Source organism: Methylobacterium sp. 77 (assembly GCF_000372825.1).
Taxonomy (GTDB): Bacteria; Pseudomonadota; Alphaproteobacteria; order Rhizobiales; family Beijerinckiaceae; genus Methylobacterium.
The window spans coordinates 417,843-436,757 of sequence record NZ_KB910516.1 but is presented as its reverse complement, the minus strand read 5'-3'; the positions used below and the strand labels follow the sequence as shown (position 1 = coordinate 436,757).

The 18,915-nt window shown below is 64.1% G+C and carries 18 protein-coding genes; 6 read left to right on the top strand and 12 right to left on the bottom strand.

Annotated elements, in window-relative coordinates; translation table 11 throughout:
• Nucleotides 1–136: 136 nt before the first annotated feature.
• The 3 genes from A3OK_RS0102025 to A3OK_RS0102015 all read right to left on the bottom strand — a co-directional run bounded on the left by A3OK_RS0102025 (nt 137) and on the right by A3OK_RS0102015 (nt 3,546).
• Complete coding sequence (locus A3OK_RS0102025) at nt 137–1,036, bottom strand: polysaccharide pyruvyl transferase family protein (protein WP_019903263.1); 900 nt, start codon at nt 1,034–1,036, stop codon at nt 137–139.
• Between the two features lie 135 nt (nt 1,037–1,171).
• Complete coding sequence (locus A3OK_RS0102020) at nt 1,172–1,981, bottom strand: polysaccharide pyruvyl transferase family protein (protein ID WP_019903262.1); 810 nt, start codon at nt 1,979–1,981, stop codon at nt 1,172–1,174.
• Nucleotides 1,978–3,546, bottom strand: a complete 1,569-nt coding sequence (locus A3OK_RS0102015) for a tetratricopeptide repeat protein (RefSeq protein WP_019903261.1) — start codon at nt 3,544–3,546, stop codon at nt 1,978–1,980. The genes A3OK_RS0102020 and A3OK_RS0102015 overlap by 4 nt, the downstream gene beginning before the upstream one ends.
• Nucleotides 3,547–3,830: 284 nt before the next feature.
• On the opposite strand from A3OK_RS0102015, the gene A3OK_RS22210 reads away from it, so the two are divergent.
• Complete coding sequence (locus tag A3OK_RS22210) at nt 3,831–4,559, top strand: SURF1 family protein (RefSeq protein ID WP_019903260.1); 729 nt, start codon at nt 3,831–3,833, stop codon at nt 4,557–4,559.
• Nucleotides 4,560–4,563: 4 nt separating this feature from the next.
• Here the strand turns inward: A3OK_RS22210 and A3OK_RS0102005 are convergent, their stop codons facing one another.
• From A3OK_RS0102005 to A3OK_RS0101985, 5 genes are all read right to left on the bottom strand, one after another.
• Nucleotides 4,564–6,654, bottom strand: coding sequence for a prolyl oligopeptidase family serine peptidase (locus A3OK_RS0102005; RefSeq protein ID WP_019903259.1), 2,091 nt, complete (start codon nt 6,652–6,654; stop codon nt 4,564–4,566).
• 76 nt (nt 6,655–6,730) lie between these two features.
• Complete coding sequence (locus A3OK_RS0102000) at nt 6,731–6,982, bottom strand: hypothetical protein (RefSeq protein ID WP_019903258.1); 252 nt, start codon at nt 6,980–6,982, stop codon at nt 6,731–6,733.
• A 94-nt stretch (nt 6,983–7,076) separates the two neighbouring features.
• Nucleotides 7,077–7,556, bottom strand: a complete 480-nt coding sequence (gene rpsI, locus A3OK_RS0101995; protein WP_026596841.1) for a 30S ribosomal protein S9 — start codon at nt 7,554–7,556, stop codon at nt 7,077–7,079.
• A 2-nt stretch (nt 7,557–7,558) separates the two neighbouring features.
• Nucleotides 7,559–8,020 (bottom strand): 50S ribosomal protein L13, encoded by a 462-nt coding sequence (gene rplM / locus A3OK_RS0101990; RefSeq protein WP_019903256.1) that lies wholly within the window; start codon nt 8,018–8,020, stop codon nt 7,559–7,561.
• 488 nt (nt 8,021–8,508) lie between these two features.
• A complete protein-coding gene (locus tag A3OK_RS0101985) occupies nt 8,509–8,952 on the bottom strand; it encodes a PaaI family thioesterase (RefSeq protein ID WP_019903255.1) in 444 nt (147 codons plus the stop codon).
• A gap of 101 nt (nt 8,953–9,053) precedes the next feature.
• Between A3OK_RS0101985 and A3OK_RS0101980 the strand changes: the two genes are divergently transcribed.
• Nucleotides 9,054–9,596: a CoA-binding protein gene (locus tag A3OK_RS0101980; RefSeq protein WP_019903254.1), complete on the top strand. Its 543-nt coding sequence runs from the start codon at nt 9,054–9,056 to the stop codon at nt 9,594–9,596.
• Nucleotides 9,597–9,679: 83 nt separating this feature from the next.
• Nucleotides 9,680–10,636 (top strand): serine protease, encoded by a 957-nt coding sequence (locus A3OK_RS23840; protein WP_155911922.1) that lies wholly within the window; start codon nt 9,680–9,682, stop codon nt 10,634–10,636.
• 3 nt (nt 10,637–10,639) lie between these two features.
• Here A3OK_RS23840 and A3OK_RS0101975 read toward each other — a convergent pair whose 3' ends face one another.
• Together A3OK_RS0101975 and A3OK_RS0101970 are read right to left on the bottom strand one after the other, a co-directional pair.
• Nucleotides 10,640–11,929, bottom strand: coding sequence for an MFS transporter (locus A3OK_RS0101975; RefSeq protein WP_019903253.1), 1,290 nt, complete (start codon nt 11,927–11,929; stop codon nt 10,640–10,642).
• 77 nt (nt 11,930–12,006) lie between these two features.
• Nucleotides 12,007–12,360, bottom strand: coding sequence for a DUF3140 domain-containing protein (locus A3OK_RS0101970; protein WP_019903252.1), 354 nt, complete (start codon nt 12,358–12,360; stop codon nt 12,007–12,009).
• Between the two features lie 233 nt (nt 12,361–12,593).
• Between A3OK_RS0101970 and A3OK_RS0101965 the strand changes: the two genes are divergently transcribed.
• The 3 genes from A3OK_RS0101965 (at nt 12,594) to A3OK_RS0101955 (ending at nt 15,719) form a co-directional block, all read left to right on the top strand.
• Nucleotides 12,594–13,874 (top strand): O-acetylhomoserine aminocarboxypropyltransferase, encoded by a 1,281-nt coding sequence (locus A3OK_RS0101965; protein WP_019903251.1) that lies wholly within the window; start codon nt 12,594–12,596, stop codon nt 13,872–13,874.
• A 109-nt stretch (nt 13,875–13,983) separates the two neighbouring features.
• Complete coding sequence (locus A3OK_RS0101960; RefSeq protein WP_019903250.1) at nt 13,984–14,382, top strand: response regulator; 399 nt, start codon at nt 13,984–13,986, stop codon at nt 14,380–14,382.
• A gap of 38 nt (nt 14,383–14,420) precedes the next feature.
• On the top strand, nt 14,421–15,719 hold the full coding sequence (locus tag A3OK_RS0101955) for an aminotransferase class I/II-fold pyridoxal phosphate-dependent enzyme (RefSeq protein ID WP_019903249.1): 1,299 nt from the start codon (nt 14,421–14,423) through the stop codon (nt 15,717–15,719).
• Nucleotides 15,720–15,736: 17 nt separating this feature from the next.
• On the opposite strand, the gene A3OK_RS22205 is transcribed toward A3OK_RS0101955, so the two are convergent.
• Together A3OK_RS22205 and A3OK_RS0101945 are read right to left on the bottom strand one after the other, a co-directional pair.
• Nucleotides 15,737–18,082 (bottom strand): EAL domain-containing protein, encoded by a 2,346-nt coding sequence (locus A3OK_RS22205; RefSeq protein ID WP_051092896.1) that lies wholly within the window; start codon nt 18,080–18,082, stop codon nt 15,737–15,739.
• A 55-nt stretch (nt 18,083–18,137) separates the two neighbouring features.
• Nucleotides 18,138–18,869: an RNA methyltransferase gene (locus A3OK_RS0101945; RefSeq protein ID WP_019903248.1), complete on the bottom strand. Its 732-nt coding sequence runs from the start codon at nt 18,867–18,869 to the stop codon at nt 18,138–18,140.
• Nucleotides 18,870–18,915: the final 46 nt, after the last annotated feature.

The window sequence follows — 18,915 nt, the reverse complement described above, 5'->3', positions numbered from 1 at the left end:
AGGTCCGGCACGGCGCGGAAATCCGATGCGTCAGAACGCGTATCGGCCGGCTCGGCGATGGTGGATCTCACGATCGTCCGGCGACGCGGCCAGAGATGCACCGCCTGACCGATCGCGCACCTAGCCACCCCGCGCGTCAGGCTCGGACGAGATCGAGCCTGCGTTTTAGTTCCTGGCCGAATGATTCCGCCAAAACTCGAAGGTCGACGGGGCTGGGGTTCCAGACGATTTCCGACACCTCGTCCGGCGTATAGACCCTCGTCAAAGTCTGCAGAAAGCCGAACCGCGTATCCCGATCCTTGCGGCATAGGACGAGAGGAACGCCCATCGCGAGACAGGGCGACGCGACATGGAGCAACGGCGTCAGCACGAGACTCGCCTCATTGCGGTAGCGGTCGAGGATATCTTCCTCGTAGCGCTCGATCCAGCGCCGTGACGAGTCCGCTAACGGAAGCTCGCTCACGGGCAGGCGGTGAAAGAGGAATTCCGCGTCATCGAGCAGGTGATGCGGAATGTGCTTCAAGACGGTGGACGGCAGCTTGCCTGCGCCCGAGCCATGGACGACGAACAGGCGTTTCTTGCGCGGCTCGCGAACGCGAAGCGGAAACGTCATGGTCACGCATCCGGTGACCGATGCCTCGATGCCTTCCGCCTCGAACAGGCGCGCGGTCTCGATGTCTCGACATCCGATCGGCTCGTAACGTTTGAACCAGTCCCGGTACCGCTGAATCAGCTCGATGCTCTTGGTGCAGAACCCGACAAAGATGGGGATTACCGCGTTCGGGACGGGGAAGTTTCGTTCATAGAACACGCCGTTCATGATCAGGGCGACCGGCCCGCCGGAATAGGTCGGCAGGGTGTCCCGATCGACGGTCACGATATCGGATGTGTCACATCCCAGTCTGGACAGAAGCTGCCGCGCAGCGATCGATTGGGCATTGTCGCCGAGATTGACTGTATAAAAGGAATCCTCGTGGAGTTTGCGGATGGATTTTGCCGCATTGGCATAGCTGAAATCGAGAATGCCGATCTTCATATCGATATTATCCCTCTATCGATCGGCTCTGCTTTGACGTTGCTAACTTGGATCGGGCCCGACCGGCCGACGGTCGCTGGGCGGCATGTCGTCATGCCGAACGCGCACCGATGGAATGCTCGCACGGCGTCGATATCAGGGCGTCCAGCGCGGGAACTCGTCCATCCAATGGAAGAACTCTTTGAACATTTCGCGGTTGTCGATGGCCCAACGTAAGGTCGCATTGGCTTCGCGCACGGACGCCAGCACCGGAAGTGGAAACCCCGAAGCCCGTTTCAGACCCTCTACCTTGTGCGTGCTTCCGGCGACGGCGACAAAGGGGCGGCGCGCCACGCAAGCCGCGTACATGGCATGATGGCGCCCCGTGATGACGGCCCTGCATGTCCGCATCGACTTGATGAGCGACGACCAGCTCTGGTCGCGCAGATCGATATAGGTGCGTGCCGCCAATGGACCGCTGGTGACCCGGTACCATAGGCCGAGATCGCGAGCGAAGAAGTCGGTGATCAGCACTTTCCCCGACCAGTCGACGTGCTCCGCGTTCTGGTCGAGCTCCTCGTAATAGGAGAGGTCGAGGAACATGTCGGCATCGATTCCATGACGCGTCTTGAGGTCGCTCTGGCTCATTGCCTCGCGGACGGTGACGCCGCTGAGCTTCGCCAACGTGGAATCGTAGGTTTTCTCATTCTCCTGCCAAACCGTGTTGACGAGATAGGCTTTCCGGCCGCCGTCTATTGCGGACTTGATCGCTTCCATCTTGGCGACGAAATGCCCCGAATTGTGGTGCATCGATCCTTCGCCGTTGACGTAGAGGATGTCGTAATCCTCGCCCGCGACGATATCGTGTTTTTCGGCCAATGCGCGGGTAAGGGCTGAAAAGGCGGCTGCGGAGCCGCAATGATAGGCGGAATGGTCGCCCTCGATCTTGACCTTGGGACGGATCATGCGCGCTCCTCGAAAAGGCTATCGAAGATTTCGCGCTCTTTCTTCCACCGATGTAACATCGACGCTTTCGCCGGTTCGAAGTAATGGGCCGAAGCGGGGTTCGCATCGATCTGATCGATAAACGAGAAACCGAAGCAATCGTCGCGGTTCAGCGTTCCTCGAAGCGCCTTCAGAAGGTACACGAACGACAGACCCGAACTCGGGCTGCCCGAAAGCTTCTGCGACAGCTCAGTATGGATCGTCTGTGGAAACACGCAGAGGGTATGGCCTTCATCCCGAAGGCGCTTTGCCGCCCGCCAGGCGCGACCTCTGTAGAGCGTACTCCCCGAGGAGATGATGATGAGTGTCTCGGCGGGCAAATCGATGCCGATATCCGGCTTGTCGTTTCCCGCTCTCACGAGGATCGTCAGCCTCGAACCATAATCAGTGTCGAAGGGCGGATCGATCTTGAACCGATTGAAGCGAACGATGTCGTCGTGAGCATCGATCTTTGCGCCATGACCTCGGCCGATCTCGCAGGGTGAATTGCCGACGACGGCGCAGGACGACGACAAGTCGCCGAGCCGCTGTCTCAGGACGGCTTCGCTGGTGGCGAGGGCATCATATAGAGCGGCGTACGAGGCGAGATCCGGGTCGGGTTTTGACGGCCCGTCGAGTCGATGCCGATGAACCAGCTTGGCGACAGGAAGGCAGGCGGAAATCTTGGCGGTCAGTCGGGGATGCGTTCGCAGAACCTGCAGCGCGATGTCCTCGTTTCCGAGTTGCATCGCGAGGCACACCTTCATCAGCAGAAGAGCGTCGTTGTCGGCGTCCGGCATGCGTTCGAGATGGTCGTCGATTTCTCGAAGGAGCTCGTGAGACGGGCCGTTGAAGCGCCAAAGAAAGTCGACATGCTCTTCGACGAGTTCCGCACGCCGAGGAAAGTCCTCGACGGTCAGCAATCTATGGAAAAGACGATGTGTGGTGGCGTCATTGGCCGCATTGCCCGTTCTGATGATCAGCCGGTCGTAGAGAATGGCGTCGTCCTGGCCCTTGCCGACCCGACCGATGCGGCAGATCCAGTCGGCCATGTCGGGATAGCCGAAATTCAGCACGCGCCTTGCCAGGATCAGCCGGACGATGTCCGACAGGCCGGGATCGGGCGCTTTCGAGACCGCGCTCCTGGCATGGATCCTGGCTTCGTCGAGGTCGCCGTGCCAAGTAAAAGCAATTGCGGCACGGGCGCTGACGGCCACATGCCCGGGAAAAGCGATGAGCTTGGCTCTGACGTCATCCAGGCAATGCGCAATCGTATAGGAATTGAAATCCGAAAGGACATACATCTGAAGGATGCGGGTGTTTGCCTGGCCATTCGCAAAGGCGTCTTCGGCAAGTTGATGGGCGCGCCGAGTGTTCTTGGTGGCGATGAGGACACGAAGCAGCTTGATGACGATCTCTTTGTCGTCCGGATCGATCGCAAGGGCCCGCTCGTACGCCTCTTCGGCCAGGACAAGGTTTCCAGCCTCTTCGGCCTCCGATCCCAGCGCCTTGAGTTGACGCTTCGTCGGCGCGGCGGGGTTCTTCATATGCGGAATCCCTCTGACGAAATGTCTCGGCCGGTAGGCCGGGCAGCGAGCCGAGTGCTCCCACGAGCATCCGACGCTTGTCGAGGGTGAGATCGCAGCTTCTGGGCTATTCTGCTCAGGCCGTGTCTATATCGATCGAAAATTATCGTCACAATCCCATGCGCCGCTGGTGCATGGAGAGGGGGTGTAGCGGCAGGTCTGCCAGGGTCGGTCTGCCGGTCACGGCCATCCACCGTGGTTCGTGATAGGCAGCGACGCTACGGGTCAATCCGAGTACGAAGACGATGTCATTCCGCCTCTCTCGTTTTTCGATCTTCGTGGGTCTCGTCAGCATCGCCGTGGTGGCAGTGCTGGTTTCGCTCGGTACCTGGCAGATTCAGCGCCGTGCCTGGAAGCATGACCTGATCGCTCGGGTCGAAGCGCGGGTCCATGCCGATCCGGTCCAGGCCCCGGAACAGGCGAAATGGCTTGGATTCGATGCCGCATCCGAGGCCTATCGTCGGGTCTTTGCGGTCGGGACGTTCGCGCATGATCGGGAAACCCTGGTCCAGGCGGTCACGGAGCTCGGCGGCGGATTTTGGGTGATGACGCCTCTGGTCGGGGCCGACGGAGCCACGATCCTCATCAATCGCGGGTTCGTGCCGGCGGACAGGCGTGAGCCGGCTATGGGGGAGATCTGTCGGAGCGCGGGGGAAACTCGCGTCACCGGCCTGCTCCGGGTGTCGGAGCCGCGCGGTGGGTTCCTGCGTGCCAACGATCCGGCGAAGAATCGCTGGTACTCGCGCGATGTCGCCGCCATCGCCGAAGCGCGCGGGCTCGGCCCGACCGCACCCTATTTCATCGATGCCGACGCGACGCCCAATCCCGGCGGCTATCCCGTGGGCGGTCTCACCGTGGTCACCTTCAGCGACAACCACCTCGTCTATGCCTTGACCTGGTACGTGCTGGCGCTGATGGCCGCTGCCGGCGGCGCCTATGTCATCCGCGACGGGATGCGCAGCCGCGCCGCCTGAAGGATCAGGCCTCTTCCGGAGCCCAGCCGATGGACTGCCTGAGGAAGCCCATGCCGAGGGCGAGGAAGGCGGCGGTCTCGGAATTGTCCTTGCCGTAACCGTGTCCGCCCGCCGCCGGCTCGAAGAAGGCCGGATCGTAGCCGAGACGACGCAGCTTCTCCGCCATCTTTCGGGCATGGCCGGGATGAACACGGTCGTCGCGGCGGGTCGTGGCGATGAGGATCGGCGGATAAGGTCGTCCCGCCTCGGCCACGTGATAGGCCGAGATCGCGCCGAGGAAGTCCCAGTCGTCTGCATTGTCCGGGTCGCCGTACTCGGCGATCCAGCTCGCACCCGCCAGCAGCTTCGAATAGCGCCGCATGTCGATGAGCGGGATGGTGCAGAACAGGGCGCCGAAGCGCTCCGGGTAGCGGGTCAGCATGTTGGCGATGAGGAGACCGCCGTTGGAGCCGCCCTGCGCGGCGATGCGCTCCGGCTTGGTCACGCCGCGCGCAACGAGATCGGCGGCCACCGCCGCGAAATCGGCATGCGCCAGCGCCTTGCCCTCGCGCCGCCCGGCCTGGTGCCAGCGCGTGCCGAACTCGCCGCCGCCGCGGATATTCGCGACCACGCCGGTGCCGCCCTTCTCGAGCCAGAGTTTGCCGAGCACCGCCTGATAGGTCGGCAGCAGCGAGATCTGGAAGCCGCCATAGGCCGAGAGATGCACCGGCGCATCGCCGCTCTCGCCCATGGGGCCGACCTGGACATAGGGGATGCGCTCCCCGTCCACAGAGACCGCCTCGTGGCGGGTCACCTTCAGACCGTTCGTGTCGAAGGCGGGCGGCGTGGTGCGCAGGAGGGTGGGAGCCGCGAGATCTCCCGGAATCGACAGCAGAGTTGGCGGTGTCAGCGGATCCTGCACCATGGCGAGCAGCGAGCCGTCGGACTCGCTCGGCTCGGAATCGAAAGGCCAGACCGAGACGCTGCCGATCTCGGGCAGGCCCGGAAGGCTCGAGGACTTCCAGCCGCCCTCCCCCGGCTCGAACACGCTGTAGGAGGGCCGCAGATCGTCGAGGGCGTCGACGATGAGGCGCGGTCCGGCCCAGGACACGCCCTGCAGCGCCCTGCGTTCCGAGGGCTCCCACAGGACGGTAAAATTCCGATCGCCTTCGAGGAAGGCCGGAAGCGCGATGGCGAGGACCGAATCGGGGGCGTGGACCTTGCCGCCGACGCTCCATTCCGAGCGGGTGCGGATGGCGAGCCGATCGCGGCGCAGGGTGACTTCCGCGTCGGTGGGAACATCGAGGCGGTGCGTCGGGCCGTTGCGGTCGCCGATATGCACGCTGCCGTCGAAGAAGCCGGTGCGCTCCATGAACAGCACGCGCTCGGCCGGCGCGTCGTGGTCGACGCCGCCCCACAGTCCCATATTCTCCGGCGCGGTCTCGAACAGGACCGCCGCCGCCAGCGGGTCCGTGCCGCGCGGCCAGAGCCGCACCGTCCGGGAATAGCCCGACCGGGTCGCCATGCCCTCGCCGAGGGCGCTCGACAGAATTAGCGTGTCGCGGTCGAGCCAATCCGCGCCGCCCTTCGCCTCGGGCAGGATGAAGCCGTCTGCGACGAAGCTGAGCGTCGGCAGGTCGAATTCGCGCAGGATGGTGGCGTCGCCTCCGCCCCGGCTCAGATTCACCAGGGCGCGGTCGTGGCTGCCGGGGATCAGCGTGGCGCCGCCCCAGACCCAATCGACGCCCTCGGCCTTTGCCAGCGCATCGATGTCGATGAGGATCGTCCAGTCGGGAGCGCCGGCGCGATAGGAGGCCTCGTCGGTGCGCCGCCACAGGCCGAGGGGATGCTCGGCATCGCGCCAGACGTTGTAGAGCAGGGCGCCGCGGCGGCTGACGATGGGGATCTTGTCGGGCCGGTCGAGGATGGCCTTCACCGCCTCGCGGTCGCGCTCCATCGTCGCGTCGGTGAAGCGGGCCAGCGTCTCGGCATTGCGTGCCTCGACCCAGGCGACGGCCTCGGCGCCCTCCACCTCCTCCAACCAGAGATGCGGATCGTCGTCCGGCTGCAAGCGGGTGGGACGGGGATCGAAGGCGGGTTTCGTCGGCTGGTTCATGCTCTCGGAGATAGAGCGATTCCCTGCCGATGGCGACCGTGGCGGGACCGGTCGGCGTGTCGTCCGGGCCGGTCCGTCAGCCTTCTAGCGTACCCCAGCCCGGCTTCCAGGCGCTCTGCGGATCGATCACCACGATCTCCATTCCGCCCTCGTTGGCGACATGGACGGCGATGCCGAAGGCCTGGGCGACGGGAAGCGCGCCGGTGGTGCTGAACAGACGTCCGTCGGCGAGCTTGACCTCGCCCTTCACCTCGTCGCCGGCCTTCGACAGGCACAGCGTGACCGCGGTGACGACTGGGGCGTGAACGCGCCGGAAGACGTTGGACATCGAGGAACCTCGGGTCGGTCGTGACCGACATGTGCGTGACAAACGAAAAGGGCGGCACAAGGCCGCCCTTTCCAGGAACAAGATGACGAAGGGCTCAGCGCTTCGAGAACTGGAAGCTGCGGCGAGCCTTCTTGCGGCCGTACTTCTTGCGCTCGACCACGCGGCTGTCGCGGGTGAGGAAGCCTTCGCGCTTCAGGGGAGCGCGCAGCTCCGGCTCGAAGTAGGTCAGCGCCTTGGACAGGCCGTGGCGCACGGCACCGGCCTGGCCCGAGAGACCGCCGCCATGCACCGTGACGGTGATGTCGTACTGGTCGACGCGGTTGGCGATGGTGAGCGGCTGACGCAGGATCATGCGCAGCACCGGGCGGGCGAAGTAGGTCTCGACCGTGCGGCCGTTGACGACGACGGTGCCGTTGCCGGGCTTGATCCAGACGCGGGCGACCGCGTCCTTGCGCTTGCCGGTGGCGTAGGCGCGGCCCTGGGCGTCGAGCTTCTGAACGTGGACGGGAGCCGCGTTCTCGGGATCTTCGACGTTGGAGCGGTTCAGGTCGGAGAGGGACTGAAGGGTCGCCATGATCAAGCGCTCACGTTCTTGCGGTTGAGGCTGCCGACGTCGAGCGCCTGCGGCTGCTGGGCGGTGTGGGGATGCTCGTTGCCCTTGTAGACCCGGAGGTTGCCCATGATCTGGCGGAAGAGCGGGCCACGGGGAAGCATGCGCTCCACGGCCTTCTCGACAACGCGCTCGGGGAACCGGCCGTCGAGGATGAACTTGGCCGTCCGCTCCTTGATGCCGCCCGGGTAGCCGGTGTGGTGGTAGTACACCTTCTGCTCGCGCTTGCGGCCGGTGAACTTCACCTTCTCGGCGTTGATGACGATGACGTTGTCGCCGCAATCGACGTGGGGCGTGTACGCGGGCTTATGCTTGCCGCGCAGGCGCATGGCGACGATGGAGGCGAGCCGGCCGACGACCAGGCCCTCCGCATCGACGATGATCCACTTCTTGTCGACGTCGGCGGGCTTCAGAGAAAAGGTCTTCATCCCGTGGCGTTCCGTATGATGTCTGAAAACGATGCGCCGCCACGTTCGGGACGCGGCGGCGTTGGAGGGTGCAATACGGGCGATCGGATGAGTCGTCAAGATGCATTCGGGTGCCCGGAATGGCAAAAAGCGTAAGCCGTTGAAGGATTTCCGGTCAGTGGTATCAGGATACCGCATTGCTTCAGGGGCCATCCCAGCCGGGGCCTCATCTGAGATGCCCGCGTCAACGGGCCGGATGAGACGGTTGGGCGGGAGTGGAGACGGTCAAGCCGTTTGAGGTGGGCGTAATCGGTCGATCCCTTTAGCCGCGAGGATTTCCGGACTCCTTCTAGCAGGCGCCGGTTCCCCCTCTCCCCTCTGCGGGAGAGGGTGGCCCTCGCGTGAGCGAGGGTCGGGAGAGGGGAGCGCGTTCTCCGGAGAGGTCGCCCCCTCTCCCGGTCGCTCCGCGACCACCCTCCCCCGCTGAGGGGGGAGGGTAAGGTGTCGACTCACCGCTCCGGCGGGATCGAATAGGTCCCGGTCGCGTGGCAGACGAGGTCGTCCGAGCCCGGCGCGGTGAGAAGCGCTTCCCCCACCGCGAGGCGCTTGCCGAGCTTGAGCAGGCGCGCCTCGGCGACGATCCCTGTGGCGCCGGGCTTCCTCAGGAAGTTGAAGGAGAGGTTCGTCGTCACCGCGAGGCCGACGGGGCCGATATTGGCGAGGATCGCGGCATAGAGCGCGTAATCGGCCAGCGCCATCATCGCCGGGCCGGAGACGGTGCCGCCGGGGCGCAGGAAGCGCTCGTGATGGTCGAGCCGCATCCGCGCGGTGAGCGGCCCCACCGCTTCCAGATGGAACGCCGGGCCGCCATGGTTCATCTGCGGGAAATCCCGCTCCAGGAAGGCGATGGTCTCTTCGAGATTCATGCGGGTGGATGCGCTGGCGCTGGACATGCCGCGTCTTGCAGCACGGGGCGCGATGGCGGACAAGTCCAAGACACCCAAGTCCAAGATACCCAAGACCCCCGTGACATGAGCCCCGGCGATCAGCCCCGATGACCGAGACCGCCTCCCCTCGCCACGATCGCTATCCCGATGCGCTGATCCGCACGCTGCTGCGGGAGACGAAGACGATCGCCCTCGTCGGCGCCTCGGCCAACCCGGCCCGGCCGAGCTGGATCGTGCTGAAATACCTGCTCTCGCGCGGCTATGATGTGACCCCGGTCAATCCCGGCCTCGCCGGACAGATGCTGCTCGGCAAGCCGGTAGCGGCGAGCCTCGCCGACCTCCCCGGCCCCGTCGACATGGTCGAGATTTTTCGCAATTCCGCTGTCGCCGGCGGCCTCGTCGACGAGGCCCTGTCCCTGCCGGTGCTCCCGAAGATCATCTGGATGCAACTCGGCGTCCGCGACGATGACGCCGCCGCCCGCGCCGAGGCGGCGGGCGTCACCGTGATCATGAACCGCTGCCCTAAGATCGAGTACGGGCGGATTTCCGGCGAGATCGGCTGGACCGGGGTGAATTCTCGGATCTTGAGTTCGAAGCGGCCGGTTTTGGGGGGGAAGGGGGTGCAGAGGCTGACGATTGAGCGGGGGTGAAGCTATGATCCGGATGCAGCGATTTCTATAAATTTAAGATTTGTTTTATAAATATATATATTATATTAAGGGTTAGTTAGATTATGAATTTTCCAGATTCAATATTGCAGTCTGTTGCATTTATATTTGCAGATAATAGTACAACGCTTGTTCCTGTTGGGACCGGATTTTTTGTTACTATTTCTGAGTATTTTCGTGGTATTCAGTTAGGGACATTGTACTTTGTTACTGCGCGTCACGTCATAGAAAATTGTGCGGCATATTATAGCAATCGAGATGTAAATCTAAGGCTAAATTTGAAGTCGGGTGGGACCGAAAATATTTCTGTCCCCATCAGCGCATTTAAGCAAAGTCATATTGATTCCTCTGCAGATATAACTGCATGGCAGGTTTCAGTAGATGTAAGTCGTTATGCTCTTGCTGCGCTTGGTCCTCAATTTATGGCCCCACGCGATTTTTTATCAGGCCGAAAAATTTACAAAAATGGAATTGGAACAGATGCAATAATTGTCGGGCTATATCACAGGATGTATGGCGCAGATAGAAATATACCTATTGTAAAACGTGCTTCTATATCAGCTGTTCCTGAAGAATTAATTAGAACTAAATTGGGGCACGCTAAATTGTATATATTGGAGACTTTTTCATTTGGGGGGCTCAGCGGATCTCCTGTTTTCTCAGTTTCACGCGGGTACGAAAATGCAACGGCCAGCACGACGGCTAATTCAAGCCGGAGGAACGATCATGGTCTTGCTTTTCAGACGATTATCAAATTAGAGGAAAATTATAGCCTGCTTGGTGTCGTTCACGGTCATTGGGAAACTGAAGAGGAAAATTTTGGTACGGCGCAATCTCATAAATCAATAGGAGGCAGCAAGACTCTCAATGAAGGTATGATGTTAGTTACTCCAATTGAGTTATTTGAAGAAATAGTTAAAGAGGATCATTTCTGTGCGGGGAGAGATATTTCAAATAGACAACAAATAGAAAGAATAAAAATTAGCCATCCAGAACTTATTGAAAAATTTTTAACTGATTAATTATCAGTGTTTGATAGAAATTTGCCCCGTCTCCTCCATCAAAGCCACAGCCACAAAACTAACCCCAGCCGCCACAGCCAAATACAACCCCACCCAACCGATCCCACCCCACTCGCTCAGCCGCTGCGCCAGATACGGCGCGGCGGATGCGCCGAGAATGCCGGCGAGGTTGTAGGTCACCGAGGCGCCGGTGTAGCGGACGCGGGTGGGGAAGAGTTCGGGCAGCAGAGCGCCCATGGGGCCGAACAGCCAGCCCATGGCGAAGAGGCCGAGGCAGAGGAAGCCGAGCACCAGGCCGCCCTGGCCGCTGCCCAGCATCGGGCCGAGCAGCAGGCCGAGCGAGGCGGTGAAGGCGAGGCCGGTGAGGAGGACGGGGCGGCGGCCGTAGCGGTCGGCGGCCCAGCCCGAGAGCGGGATGCCGAAGCCCATGAACAGCACGGCGACGCATTCGAACAGCAGGAAGGTCGGCCGGGTGAAGCCGAGCTTCGAGACGCCGTAGCTCAGGGCGAAGACGGTGGAGAGGTAGAACACCGCGTAGCAGGCCACCATGGCGAAGGTGCCGAGTAGCGTCGCCTTGATGTGCTTTGTGAAGATGGTGGCGAGCGGCACGCGCTCGGGCGCGGCCTTCTCCATCGCCGCCTTGAACACCGGCGTCTCGGTGAGCTTGAGCCGGACATAGAGCCCGACGCCGACGAGCACGGCGGAGGCCAGGAACGGGATGCGCCAGCCCCAGGCCTGGAAATCGGCCGGGGTCAGGGCCAGCGCGAGGCCGAGGAAGCCGAGATTGGCGGTGATGAAGCCGACGGGCGCGCCGAGCTGCGGGAAGATGCCGTAGAGCGCGCGTCGCCCCGGCGGCGCGTTCTCCACCGCCAGTAGGGCCGCGCCGCCCCATTCGCCGCCAAAGCCGATGCCCTGGCCGAAGCGCAGCACGCAGAGCGCGAAGGGCGCCCACCATCCGGCGGTGGCATAGGTCGGCAGGCAACCGATCAGCACGGTCGACAGGCCCATGATCATCAGCGAGGCGACCAGCGTCGCCTTGCGCCCGACCCGGTCGCCGAAATGCCCGAAGAACGCCGCCCCCAGCGGCCGCGCGATGAAGGCGATGGAGAAGGTCGCGAAGGCCGCCAGGGTCTGCACGGCAGGGTCGTCGGCCGAGAAGAAGATCGGCCCGATCACCAGCGCGGCGGCGGTCGCGTAGACGTAGAAGTCGTAGAACTCGATCGCCGTGCCGACGAAGCTGGCGATGAGGATCCGCGCGGCGGGAACGGGAGGGGGCGGGAGCGGCTGGAGCATGGCCGGCGCTATAACCGGAGGTGCGGGCGCCGGCTATCGCCGATCCTGCAGGATCGCGCGCTTTTCCAGTCCGGACGCTACGTCTTCAACGGGTCGTGGCCCCAGTTCATCAGTGAGAGGCGCCAGGGCGAATCCTTCACCTCGTCCTTGTCGTCCGGCCCGCCCTGCTCGAGATGGCGTTTCACGTAGCCGATGACCTTGCGCATATGGGCGTAATCCTCCTCCGAGAGGTCCGCCTTCTTGGATTTCAGGATCTCGACGATGCGCCGGCCGGAGGCATGGCCGGTGGATTCGGTCGCTCCGCCCTTCTTCTGGCCGACCGCGCGGCTCTTCTCGCTCTCCAGGAAACGGTCGAGTTCCGATGCCGTCATGTTGACGGCGTCCTTGAACGCGCTCCACGTCTCAGCGTCATCGTGTTTGGCTGTCGTCACCGCTTCGTCTCCTCCGGCCCTGCTCGGATAGGCGCGAGGCGGCTCGCGGGTTCCAACGCAGCGACCGTGTGGCGGTGGACGAAAGCGCGCGGGTGCCTTGACCCATCGCACTCGTCCGCCATAAAGAACTTCTGTTCGTTTAAGCGGAACGAGGCGGTTCCTCCTCTTCCGTCTGGCCCGGCAGAGGCGTTAGAACGGAGTCCGTTCGTGCCGCCGGCCCCTGGAGGATGTCCATGACCGACCGTATCCCCGGCTTCAACACGCTGGCGATCCATGCCGGCGCCGCCCCCGACGCGACCACCGGCGCGCGCGCGACCCCGATCTACCAGACGACCTCCTTCGTCTTCGACGATGTGGACCACGCCGCCTCGCTGTTCGGGCTGCAAGCCTTCGGCAACATCTATTCGCGCATCACCAACCCGACCAACGCGGTGCTGGAAGAGCGCATCGCGGCGCTGGAGGGCGGCACCGCCGCCGTGGCGGTGGCCTCGGGCCACGCGGCCGAATTCCTCACCATGCATGCCCTGATGCAGCCGGGCGACGAGTTCATCGCGGCCAACAAGCTCTATGGCGGCTCGATCAACCAGTTCAACCATTCCTACAAGAGCTTCGGCTGGAACGTGGTCTGGGCCGATACCGACGATCCGGATTCGTTCGAGCGCGCCATCACGCCCCGCACCAAGGCGATCTTCTGCGAATCCATCGCCAATCCGGGCGGCGTGATCACGGATATCGCCGCGCTCTCGGTGATCGCCCGCCGCCACAATATCCCGCTCATCGTCGACAACACCATGGCGACGCCGTACCTCATCCGCCCGTTCGAGCACGGCGCCGACATCGTCGTCCATTCGGCCACCAAGTTCCTCGGCGGCCACGGCAATTCCATCGGCGGCCTCGTGGTCGACGGCGGCACCTTCCCCTGGGCTGGCGACGCGCGCTACCCGATGCTGTCGCAGCCCCGGCCGGAATATTCGGGCATGGTGCTGTCGGAGACCTTCGGCAATTTCGGCTTCGCCATCGCCATCCGCGTGCTGGGCCTGCGCGATCTCGGCCCGGCGCTGTCGCCGTTCAACGCCTTCCTCATCCTCAACGGCATCGAGACTCTGCCGCTGCGCATGCAGCGCCATTGCGACAACGCGCTGGAGATCGCCACCCATCTCAACGCCCACCCGGCGGTGGAATGGGTCAGCTATCCGGGACTGGAGACCGACAAGTATCACCAGCTCGCCCGGCGCTACTCGCCGCTCGGCTCCGGTTCGGTCTTCACCATCGGCCTCAAGGGCGGCTACGAGGCCGGGGTGAAGCTGGTGGCCAACCTGCAGCTGTTCTCGCACGTGGCGAATATCGGCGACACTCGCTCACTTGTGATCCATCCGGCCTCCACCACACACCGCCAGCTCACCGACGCGCAGAAATCCGCTGCCGGCGCCGGGCCGGAGGTGGTGCGCCTCTCCATCGGCATCGAGGACCCGGCAGATCTGATCGACGATCTCGACGCGGCCTTAAGCGCTTGATTTCATTGGAACCGGTCACGCATCCCTGGTCCGTTTCCGCCGATCTTGACCCTCAGGATCGGCGGGACTACCCCGCGAACCATTCCCCCTTCGAGATCGTTCGCATCGCATGACGCATGATCATTCCAAGACCGCGGCCGAGCCTCCCGTCATCCTTCTCGTGGAAGACGACGGCCTTCTCCTGATGGAAGCCGCCGATACCCTGGTCGATGCGGGGTTCCGCGTCCTCGAGGCTCCGCAGGCCGACAAGGCCCTGACGATCCTCGAGCGGCACGAGGAGATCGACCTGCTGATGACCGACGTGGACATGCCGCAAGGTTCCATGGACGGGTTCGCCCTCGCCCGCCTCGTCGCCCATCGCTGGCCGGCGATCCCGGTCCTCGTCGTCTCCGGAATGGGGACGCCCGGACCGCACGACATGCCCGACGGCGCACGCTTCATCCCGAAGCCCTATGCCCCCACCACGCTGGTCAGGACGTTGCGGGCCTTCGCCCGGCGCGCCGCCTGACCCAGACCTCACTCTTCCGGAAGATCGCGACGCCCATCATGGCCACCGAGACCCGCCCGCTCCGCTTCGCGACCCAGGCCGTCCATGCCGGCGCCGCGCCAGACCCCGCCACCGGTGCGCGGGTCCAGCCGATCTACTTCACCAACGGCTTCGTGTTCGAATCGACCGAGCAGGCCGCCGACATCTTCGCCATGCGGCGCACCGGCTTCTCCTATTCGCGCGGCTCGAACCCCACCGTGGCGGCCCTGGAACGCCGGGTGGCGGCGCTGGAAGGCGCCAAGGCGGCCGTGGCCGTCTCGTCCGGGCAATCCGCCCTCCTCCTCGTCCTGATGACGCTGATGAAGAGCGGGGACGCCTACGTCGCCTCGTCGCGCCTGTTCGGCGGTTCGCTCGGGCTGATGAACCGCCTCGATGCCCGCTACGACCTCAAGCCGCTCTTCGCCAAGGGGCTGACGCCGGCCGATTTCGAGGCGGCGATCACGCCCGAGACGAAGGCCATCGTCTGCGAGTCGATCGTCAATCCCTGCGCGACGGTGATGGACATCGCCGGCATCGCCGAGGTGGCCAAGCGCCACAACCTGCCGCTGATCGTCGACAACACCCTGGCCTCGCCGGCCCTGATCCGGCCGATCGAGCATGGCGCCGACATCGTCTTCCACTCGACCTCGAAATTCCTCGGTGGCTCCGGCCAGACCATCGGCGGCATCATCTGCGATGCGGGCACGTTCGACTGGACGGCGGCAGAGGGACGCTACAACCTCATCACCGAGCCCTGGGCCGATTACGACGGCCTCGTGGTCTCCGAGCGCTTCCCGGATTTCAGCTTCGCGGTGGCCTGCAGGCTGTTCGGTCTGCGCGATCTCGGCCCCGGCCTGTCTCCGATGAATGCGTTCCTGACGCTGACGGGCATCGAAACGCTTCCCCTTCGTATGAAGCGGCATTGCGCGAACGCCAAGGTGGTCGCGGCTTTCCTGAAAGATCATCCGGCGGTGAAGTGGGTCAGCTATCCCGCCCTCCCCGGTCAGGCGGGGGAAGCGCTCGCGGCCCGCTACGTGCCGGAGGGGCCGGGCTCGATCTTCACCTTTGCCTTGAAGGGCGGACAGCCGGCGGCGGTGAAGTTCATCATGAGCCTGGAACTCGTCTCGCACCTGGTCAATATCGGCGAGATCAAGTCGCTGGCGATCCATCCCGCCACGACGACGCATCGTCAATTGAGCGATGCCGACAAGGAAGCGGCGCTGGTCGGTCCCGAGACTGTCCGCCTCTCGATCGGCCTCGAGAATGTCGAGGACCTGATCGCCGATATCGCGCAGGCGCTCGATCAGGCCGCCGGCTGACCGCATGGGTCGCCGGTTCAGGCGATCTTGAGTTCTCCCGAGGTCGCGGCTTCCAGTGTGGCGGCATGCCCGCCATGCTCCTGGAGGAACCATGGGACCCGGCTCTGCGGCATGGGCTTGCTGTACAGGTAACCCTGCGCATAGGCGCAACCCTGTTCCTGCAGAAACCTGACCTGCGCTTCCGTTTCCACACCCTCGGCGGTCACGCTGAGGCCGAGGCTCTGACCGAGCTGCACGACCGCCGTGACGATGGCCGCGTCATTGGGGTCCCGCTCGAGATCGCGCACGAAGCTGCGATCGACCTTGATCTCGTCCACGGGATATTGCTTCAGGTGGGTCAGCGAGGCGTAGCCCGTGCCGAAATCGTCGAGCGCGACGCTGACGCCGGCGCGATGCAGGGTCGATAAAACCGCGGATACCCTGTCCCCATGGCCGCCGAGGAGTACCGTCTCTGTGACCTCGACACCGATCCTGTCGTGAGGGATGCCCGCCGCGGCGAGATCCGCGATCAGGCTCTCGGCGAGGCCGTCCTGCGCGAACTGGGCCGAGGACAGGTTGAGGAACACTCGCCCGGGATCGTATCCCCGCGCGATCCATCCCGCCATGTCGGCGAAGATCTGCCGCGCCAGCACGTTGCCGACCGCGATGCCGATCTCCGCATCGTCGAAGACCATCGCGAAACTGGCCGGTGCAAGCAGCCCGCGGCTCGGGTGTTGCCACCGCGCCAGCGCCTCGAAACCGACGATCTCCCCCGTCGCGAGGCTCACCTTCGGTTGGTAATACGGAACGAGACCGCCCGTTTCGAGCGCGGCCCTCATCTCGCGGACGATCGCGACGCGGTGCTCGATATCCGCCCGGAGCGCCGGAACGAACAGCGTCGCCCGGTTTCGTCCGGCCGCCTTGGCCGCGTAGAGGGCGAGATCCGCGTTGGTGAAGAGGTCCGCCGGATTGGCGGCGTGTTCCGGGAACAGGGCGAGGCCGAGACTGGCGCGAGGCGAGACGGCGCGCCCGGACACCGCCATCGCCGGACTCAGGACTTCGAGGATCGCCTGGGACAACACATGGATGCGCCGGCTCGGCTGGTGGTGGTCGTCCTCGCAGGCCGCGATGATGACGAATTCGTCGCCGCCGAGACGGGCGACCAGATCCTGCTGCCCGATGGCATTGCCGAGACGGCGGGCGACTTCCTTCAGCAGCGCGTCGCCGGCATCGTGACCGAGGGTGTCGTTCACCTCCTTGAACGCATCGAGATCGATCAGGATGAGTCCGACGCGTCGTCCCGAGGCTTCGGCCGCGCTCAGCGCGGCGTCGAGCGTCGTCTGGAAGAGGGCGCGGTTCGGGAGCCCGGTCAGGACGTCGTGCTGGGCGGCGAGCCGAATGCGCTCCTCCACCGCCTTCCGGCTCGTCATGTCGACGAGGCTCGAAATGATGCGCGTCGACCCCTCCACATCGACGGTGACCGCCGAGATGATGGCATCTCGCCGGACCCCGCCGAGGGTACCGAGGCGGATCTCGATATCGTTGGCGCTGCCGTTGCGGTCGAGCTCGGCCTGGATCAGGCGGCGCGCCTTCCTGTCGAGCAGATCCCGCGTCCGGTACTGCGTCAGGAGTGCGCCTCCCTCGAGTCCGAAGAACCGGGTCGCCGCATCGTTCGCATCGACGATCCGGCCGTCATCCAGCCTGGACACCACGATCGGGATCGGGACCGCCTTGAACATCGTCTCGAACAGGCGCCGGCTGTCCGCCAGTTCCATGTTGGCGCGACGCTCGGCCACGGCCGCATTCCATTCCATCCGCCGCAGGCGATTGGAGCGCGCTGCGACCAGCATCATGACGATATTGGACATCATCACCGCGAAGCAGATTCCGAGCGCCGTCGATGGCATAGGCGGCGGCAGAAGATAGCCGGCCGTCAGCGCGATCGATGCGATCGCGCTGCACGTCACGCTCCAGACGAAGCGGGTCGGCACGACGATCATGTACATCGCCGGCAGCAGCAGCAGGACGATCAGCGCGATATCGGATCGCGACGAGCACAGAACGGCGACGCATCCGGCGACGAGAAGCTCCCAGGTCACCATGACCGCCTGGAGTCTGCCGAAGGAGACGATGTTCCTGGTCGCGATCAGGCAGAGGCCGGAGACCAGGATCACGCAGAGCCGGGCCGGCACGGCCACCCAGAAATGCGTTTGCCCGGCGAACCGCCAATCGCTCGACAGGAAGATCGTATTGAGCAACACGGCGCACACGAAAAGCAGCCGCGCATAGCGCAAGGTCTCGGAGACGCGCTCATCCTGGAACGCGGCCTCCCGTTCAGGCGAAACGAATTCTCCGCTGATGGCGGCGAGACAGTGCTTCCACATGGCGCATCACAGTCTCACGCAAACGTCGCGCAGGAGTTAAGAGCGGAGATTTTCCCTAACATAAGCTATCTTTTCGTCGCGGGCGGGTCAGTGCGCGCAGGGCACCGCGAAACGTCCGGACATCCTGCTCCGTCATCGCCATGCGGTGGAGCATGTCGCGCATGTTGCGGGCGATGACATCCCGTTTTTCGGGTGGGTAGAATCGACCCGCATCGAGGCTTTCTTCGAGGCTCGCGACGAGCGATGCCATCGCTTCCCGCGTCGCCGGCGGGGATTGCATGTCGCCGGTGAACGGAAGGCTGGCCTGACCCGAGGCCTTGCGCCATTCGTAGCCGACGAGGAGCACGGCCTGGGCGAGGTTGAGCGACGGAAACTCGGCCGAGACCGGGAACGTCACGATCGCGTCGGCGAGCGAGACCTCGTCGTTGGTGAGGCCGATCCGTTCCCGGCCGAACATCACGCCGATGCGCTGTCCCGTCCGCGAGGCGACGTCGACCATCGCTTCCTCGGGTCCTTGGGCACGTTTCATCTGCCCGCGCTCGCGGGCCGTGGTCGCCAGGAGATAGTTGAGGTCGGCGATGGCTTCCGGAACCGTGGCGAAGACGGTGGCGCCGTCGAGGACGTGCGTCGCTCCGGACGCCGCCTCGCGCACGCCCTTCTTGGGCCAGCCGTTCTTCGGTGCCACGAGGCGGAGTTCGGACAGGCCGAAATTCGCCATGGCGCGCGCGACCATACCGATGTTCTCGGCGAGTTGCGGTTCGACCAGGATGATGACGGGGGCGATCATCGTCGCCCTCTGCCACGTGACGAGCCGGACGAACAGTCCGGTGATC

What these genes read in the sequence shown, in the direction of transcription:
- A3OK_RS0102025 (WP_019903263.1), bottom strand. Translation starts at nt 1,036, where the DNA reads ATGAAGATCGGCATTCTCGATTTCAGCTATGCCAATGCGGCAAAATCC.
- A3OK_RS0102020 (WP_019903262.1), bottom strand. Translation starts at nt 1,981, where the DNA reads ATGATCCGTCCCAAGGTCAAGATCGAGGGCGACCATTCCGCCTATCAT.
- A3OK_RS0102015 (WP_019903261.1), bottom strand. Translation starts at nt 3,546, where the DNA reads ATGAAGAACCCCGCCGCGCCGACGAAGCGTCAACTCAAGGCGCTGGGA.
- A3OK_RS22210 (WP_019903260.1), top strand. Translation starts at nt 3,831, where the DNA reads ATGTCATTCCGCCTCTCTCGTTTTTCGATCTTCGTGGGTCTCGTCAGC.
- A3OK_RS0102005 (WP_019903259.1), bottom strand. Translation starts at nt 6,654, where the DNA reads ATGAACCAGCCGACGAAACCCGCCTTCGATCCCCGTCCCACCCGCTTG.
- A3OK_RS0102000 (WP_019903258.1), bottom strand. Translation starts at nt 6,982, where the DNA reads ATGTCCAACGTCTTCCGGCGCGTTCACGCCCCAGTCGTCACCGCGGTC.
- rpsI (WP_026596841.1), bottom strand. Translation starts at nt 7,556, where the DNA reads ATGGCGACCCTTCAGTCCCTCTCCGACCTGAACCGCTCCAACGTCGAA.
- rplM (WP_019903256.1), bottom strand. Translation starts at nt 8,020, where the DNA reads ATGAAGACCTTTTCTCTGAAGCCCGCCGACGTCGACAAGAAGTGGATC.
- A3OK_RS0101985 (WP_019903255.1), bottom strand. Translation starts at nt 8,952, where the DNA reads ATGTCCAGCGCCAGCGCATCCACCCGCATGAATCTCGAAGAGACCATC.
- A3OK_RS0101980 (WP_019903254.1), top strand. Translation starts at nt 9,054, where the DNA reads ATGACCGAGACCGCCTCCCCTCGCCACGATCGCTATCCCGATGCGCTG.
- A3OK_RS23840 (WP_155911922.1), top strand. Translation starts at nt 9,680, where the DNA reads ATGAATTTTCCAGATTCAATATTGCAGTCTGTTGCATTTATATTTGCA.
- A3OK_RS0101975 (WP_019903253.1), bottom strand. Translation starts at nt 11,929, where the DNA reads ATGCTCCAGCCGCTCCCGCCCCCTCCCGTTCCCGCCGCGCGGATCCTC.
- A3OK_RS0101965 (WP_019903251.1), top strand. Translation starts at nt 12,594, where the DNA reads ATGACCGACCGTATCCCCGGCTTCAACACGCTGGCGATCCATGCCGGC.
- A3OK_RS0101960 (WP_019903250.1), top strand. Translation starts at nt 13,984, where the DNA reads ATGACGCATGATCATTCCAAGACCGCGGCCGAGCCTCCCGTCATCCTT.
- A3OK_RS0101955 (WP_019903249.1), top strand. Translation starts at nt 14,421, where the DNA reads ATGGCCACCGAGACCCGCCCGCTCCGCTTCGCGACCCAGGCCGTCCAT.
- A3OK_RS22205 (WP_051092896.1), bottom strand. Translation starts at nt 18,082, where the DNA reads ATGTGGAAGCACTGTCTCGCCGCCATCAGCGGAGAATTCGTTTCGCCT.
- A3OK_RS0101945 (WP_019903248.1), bottom strand. Translation starts at nt 18,869, where the DNA reads ATGATCGCCCCCGTCATCATCCTGGTCGAACCGCAACTCGCCGAGAAC.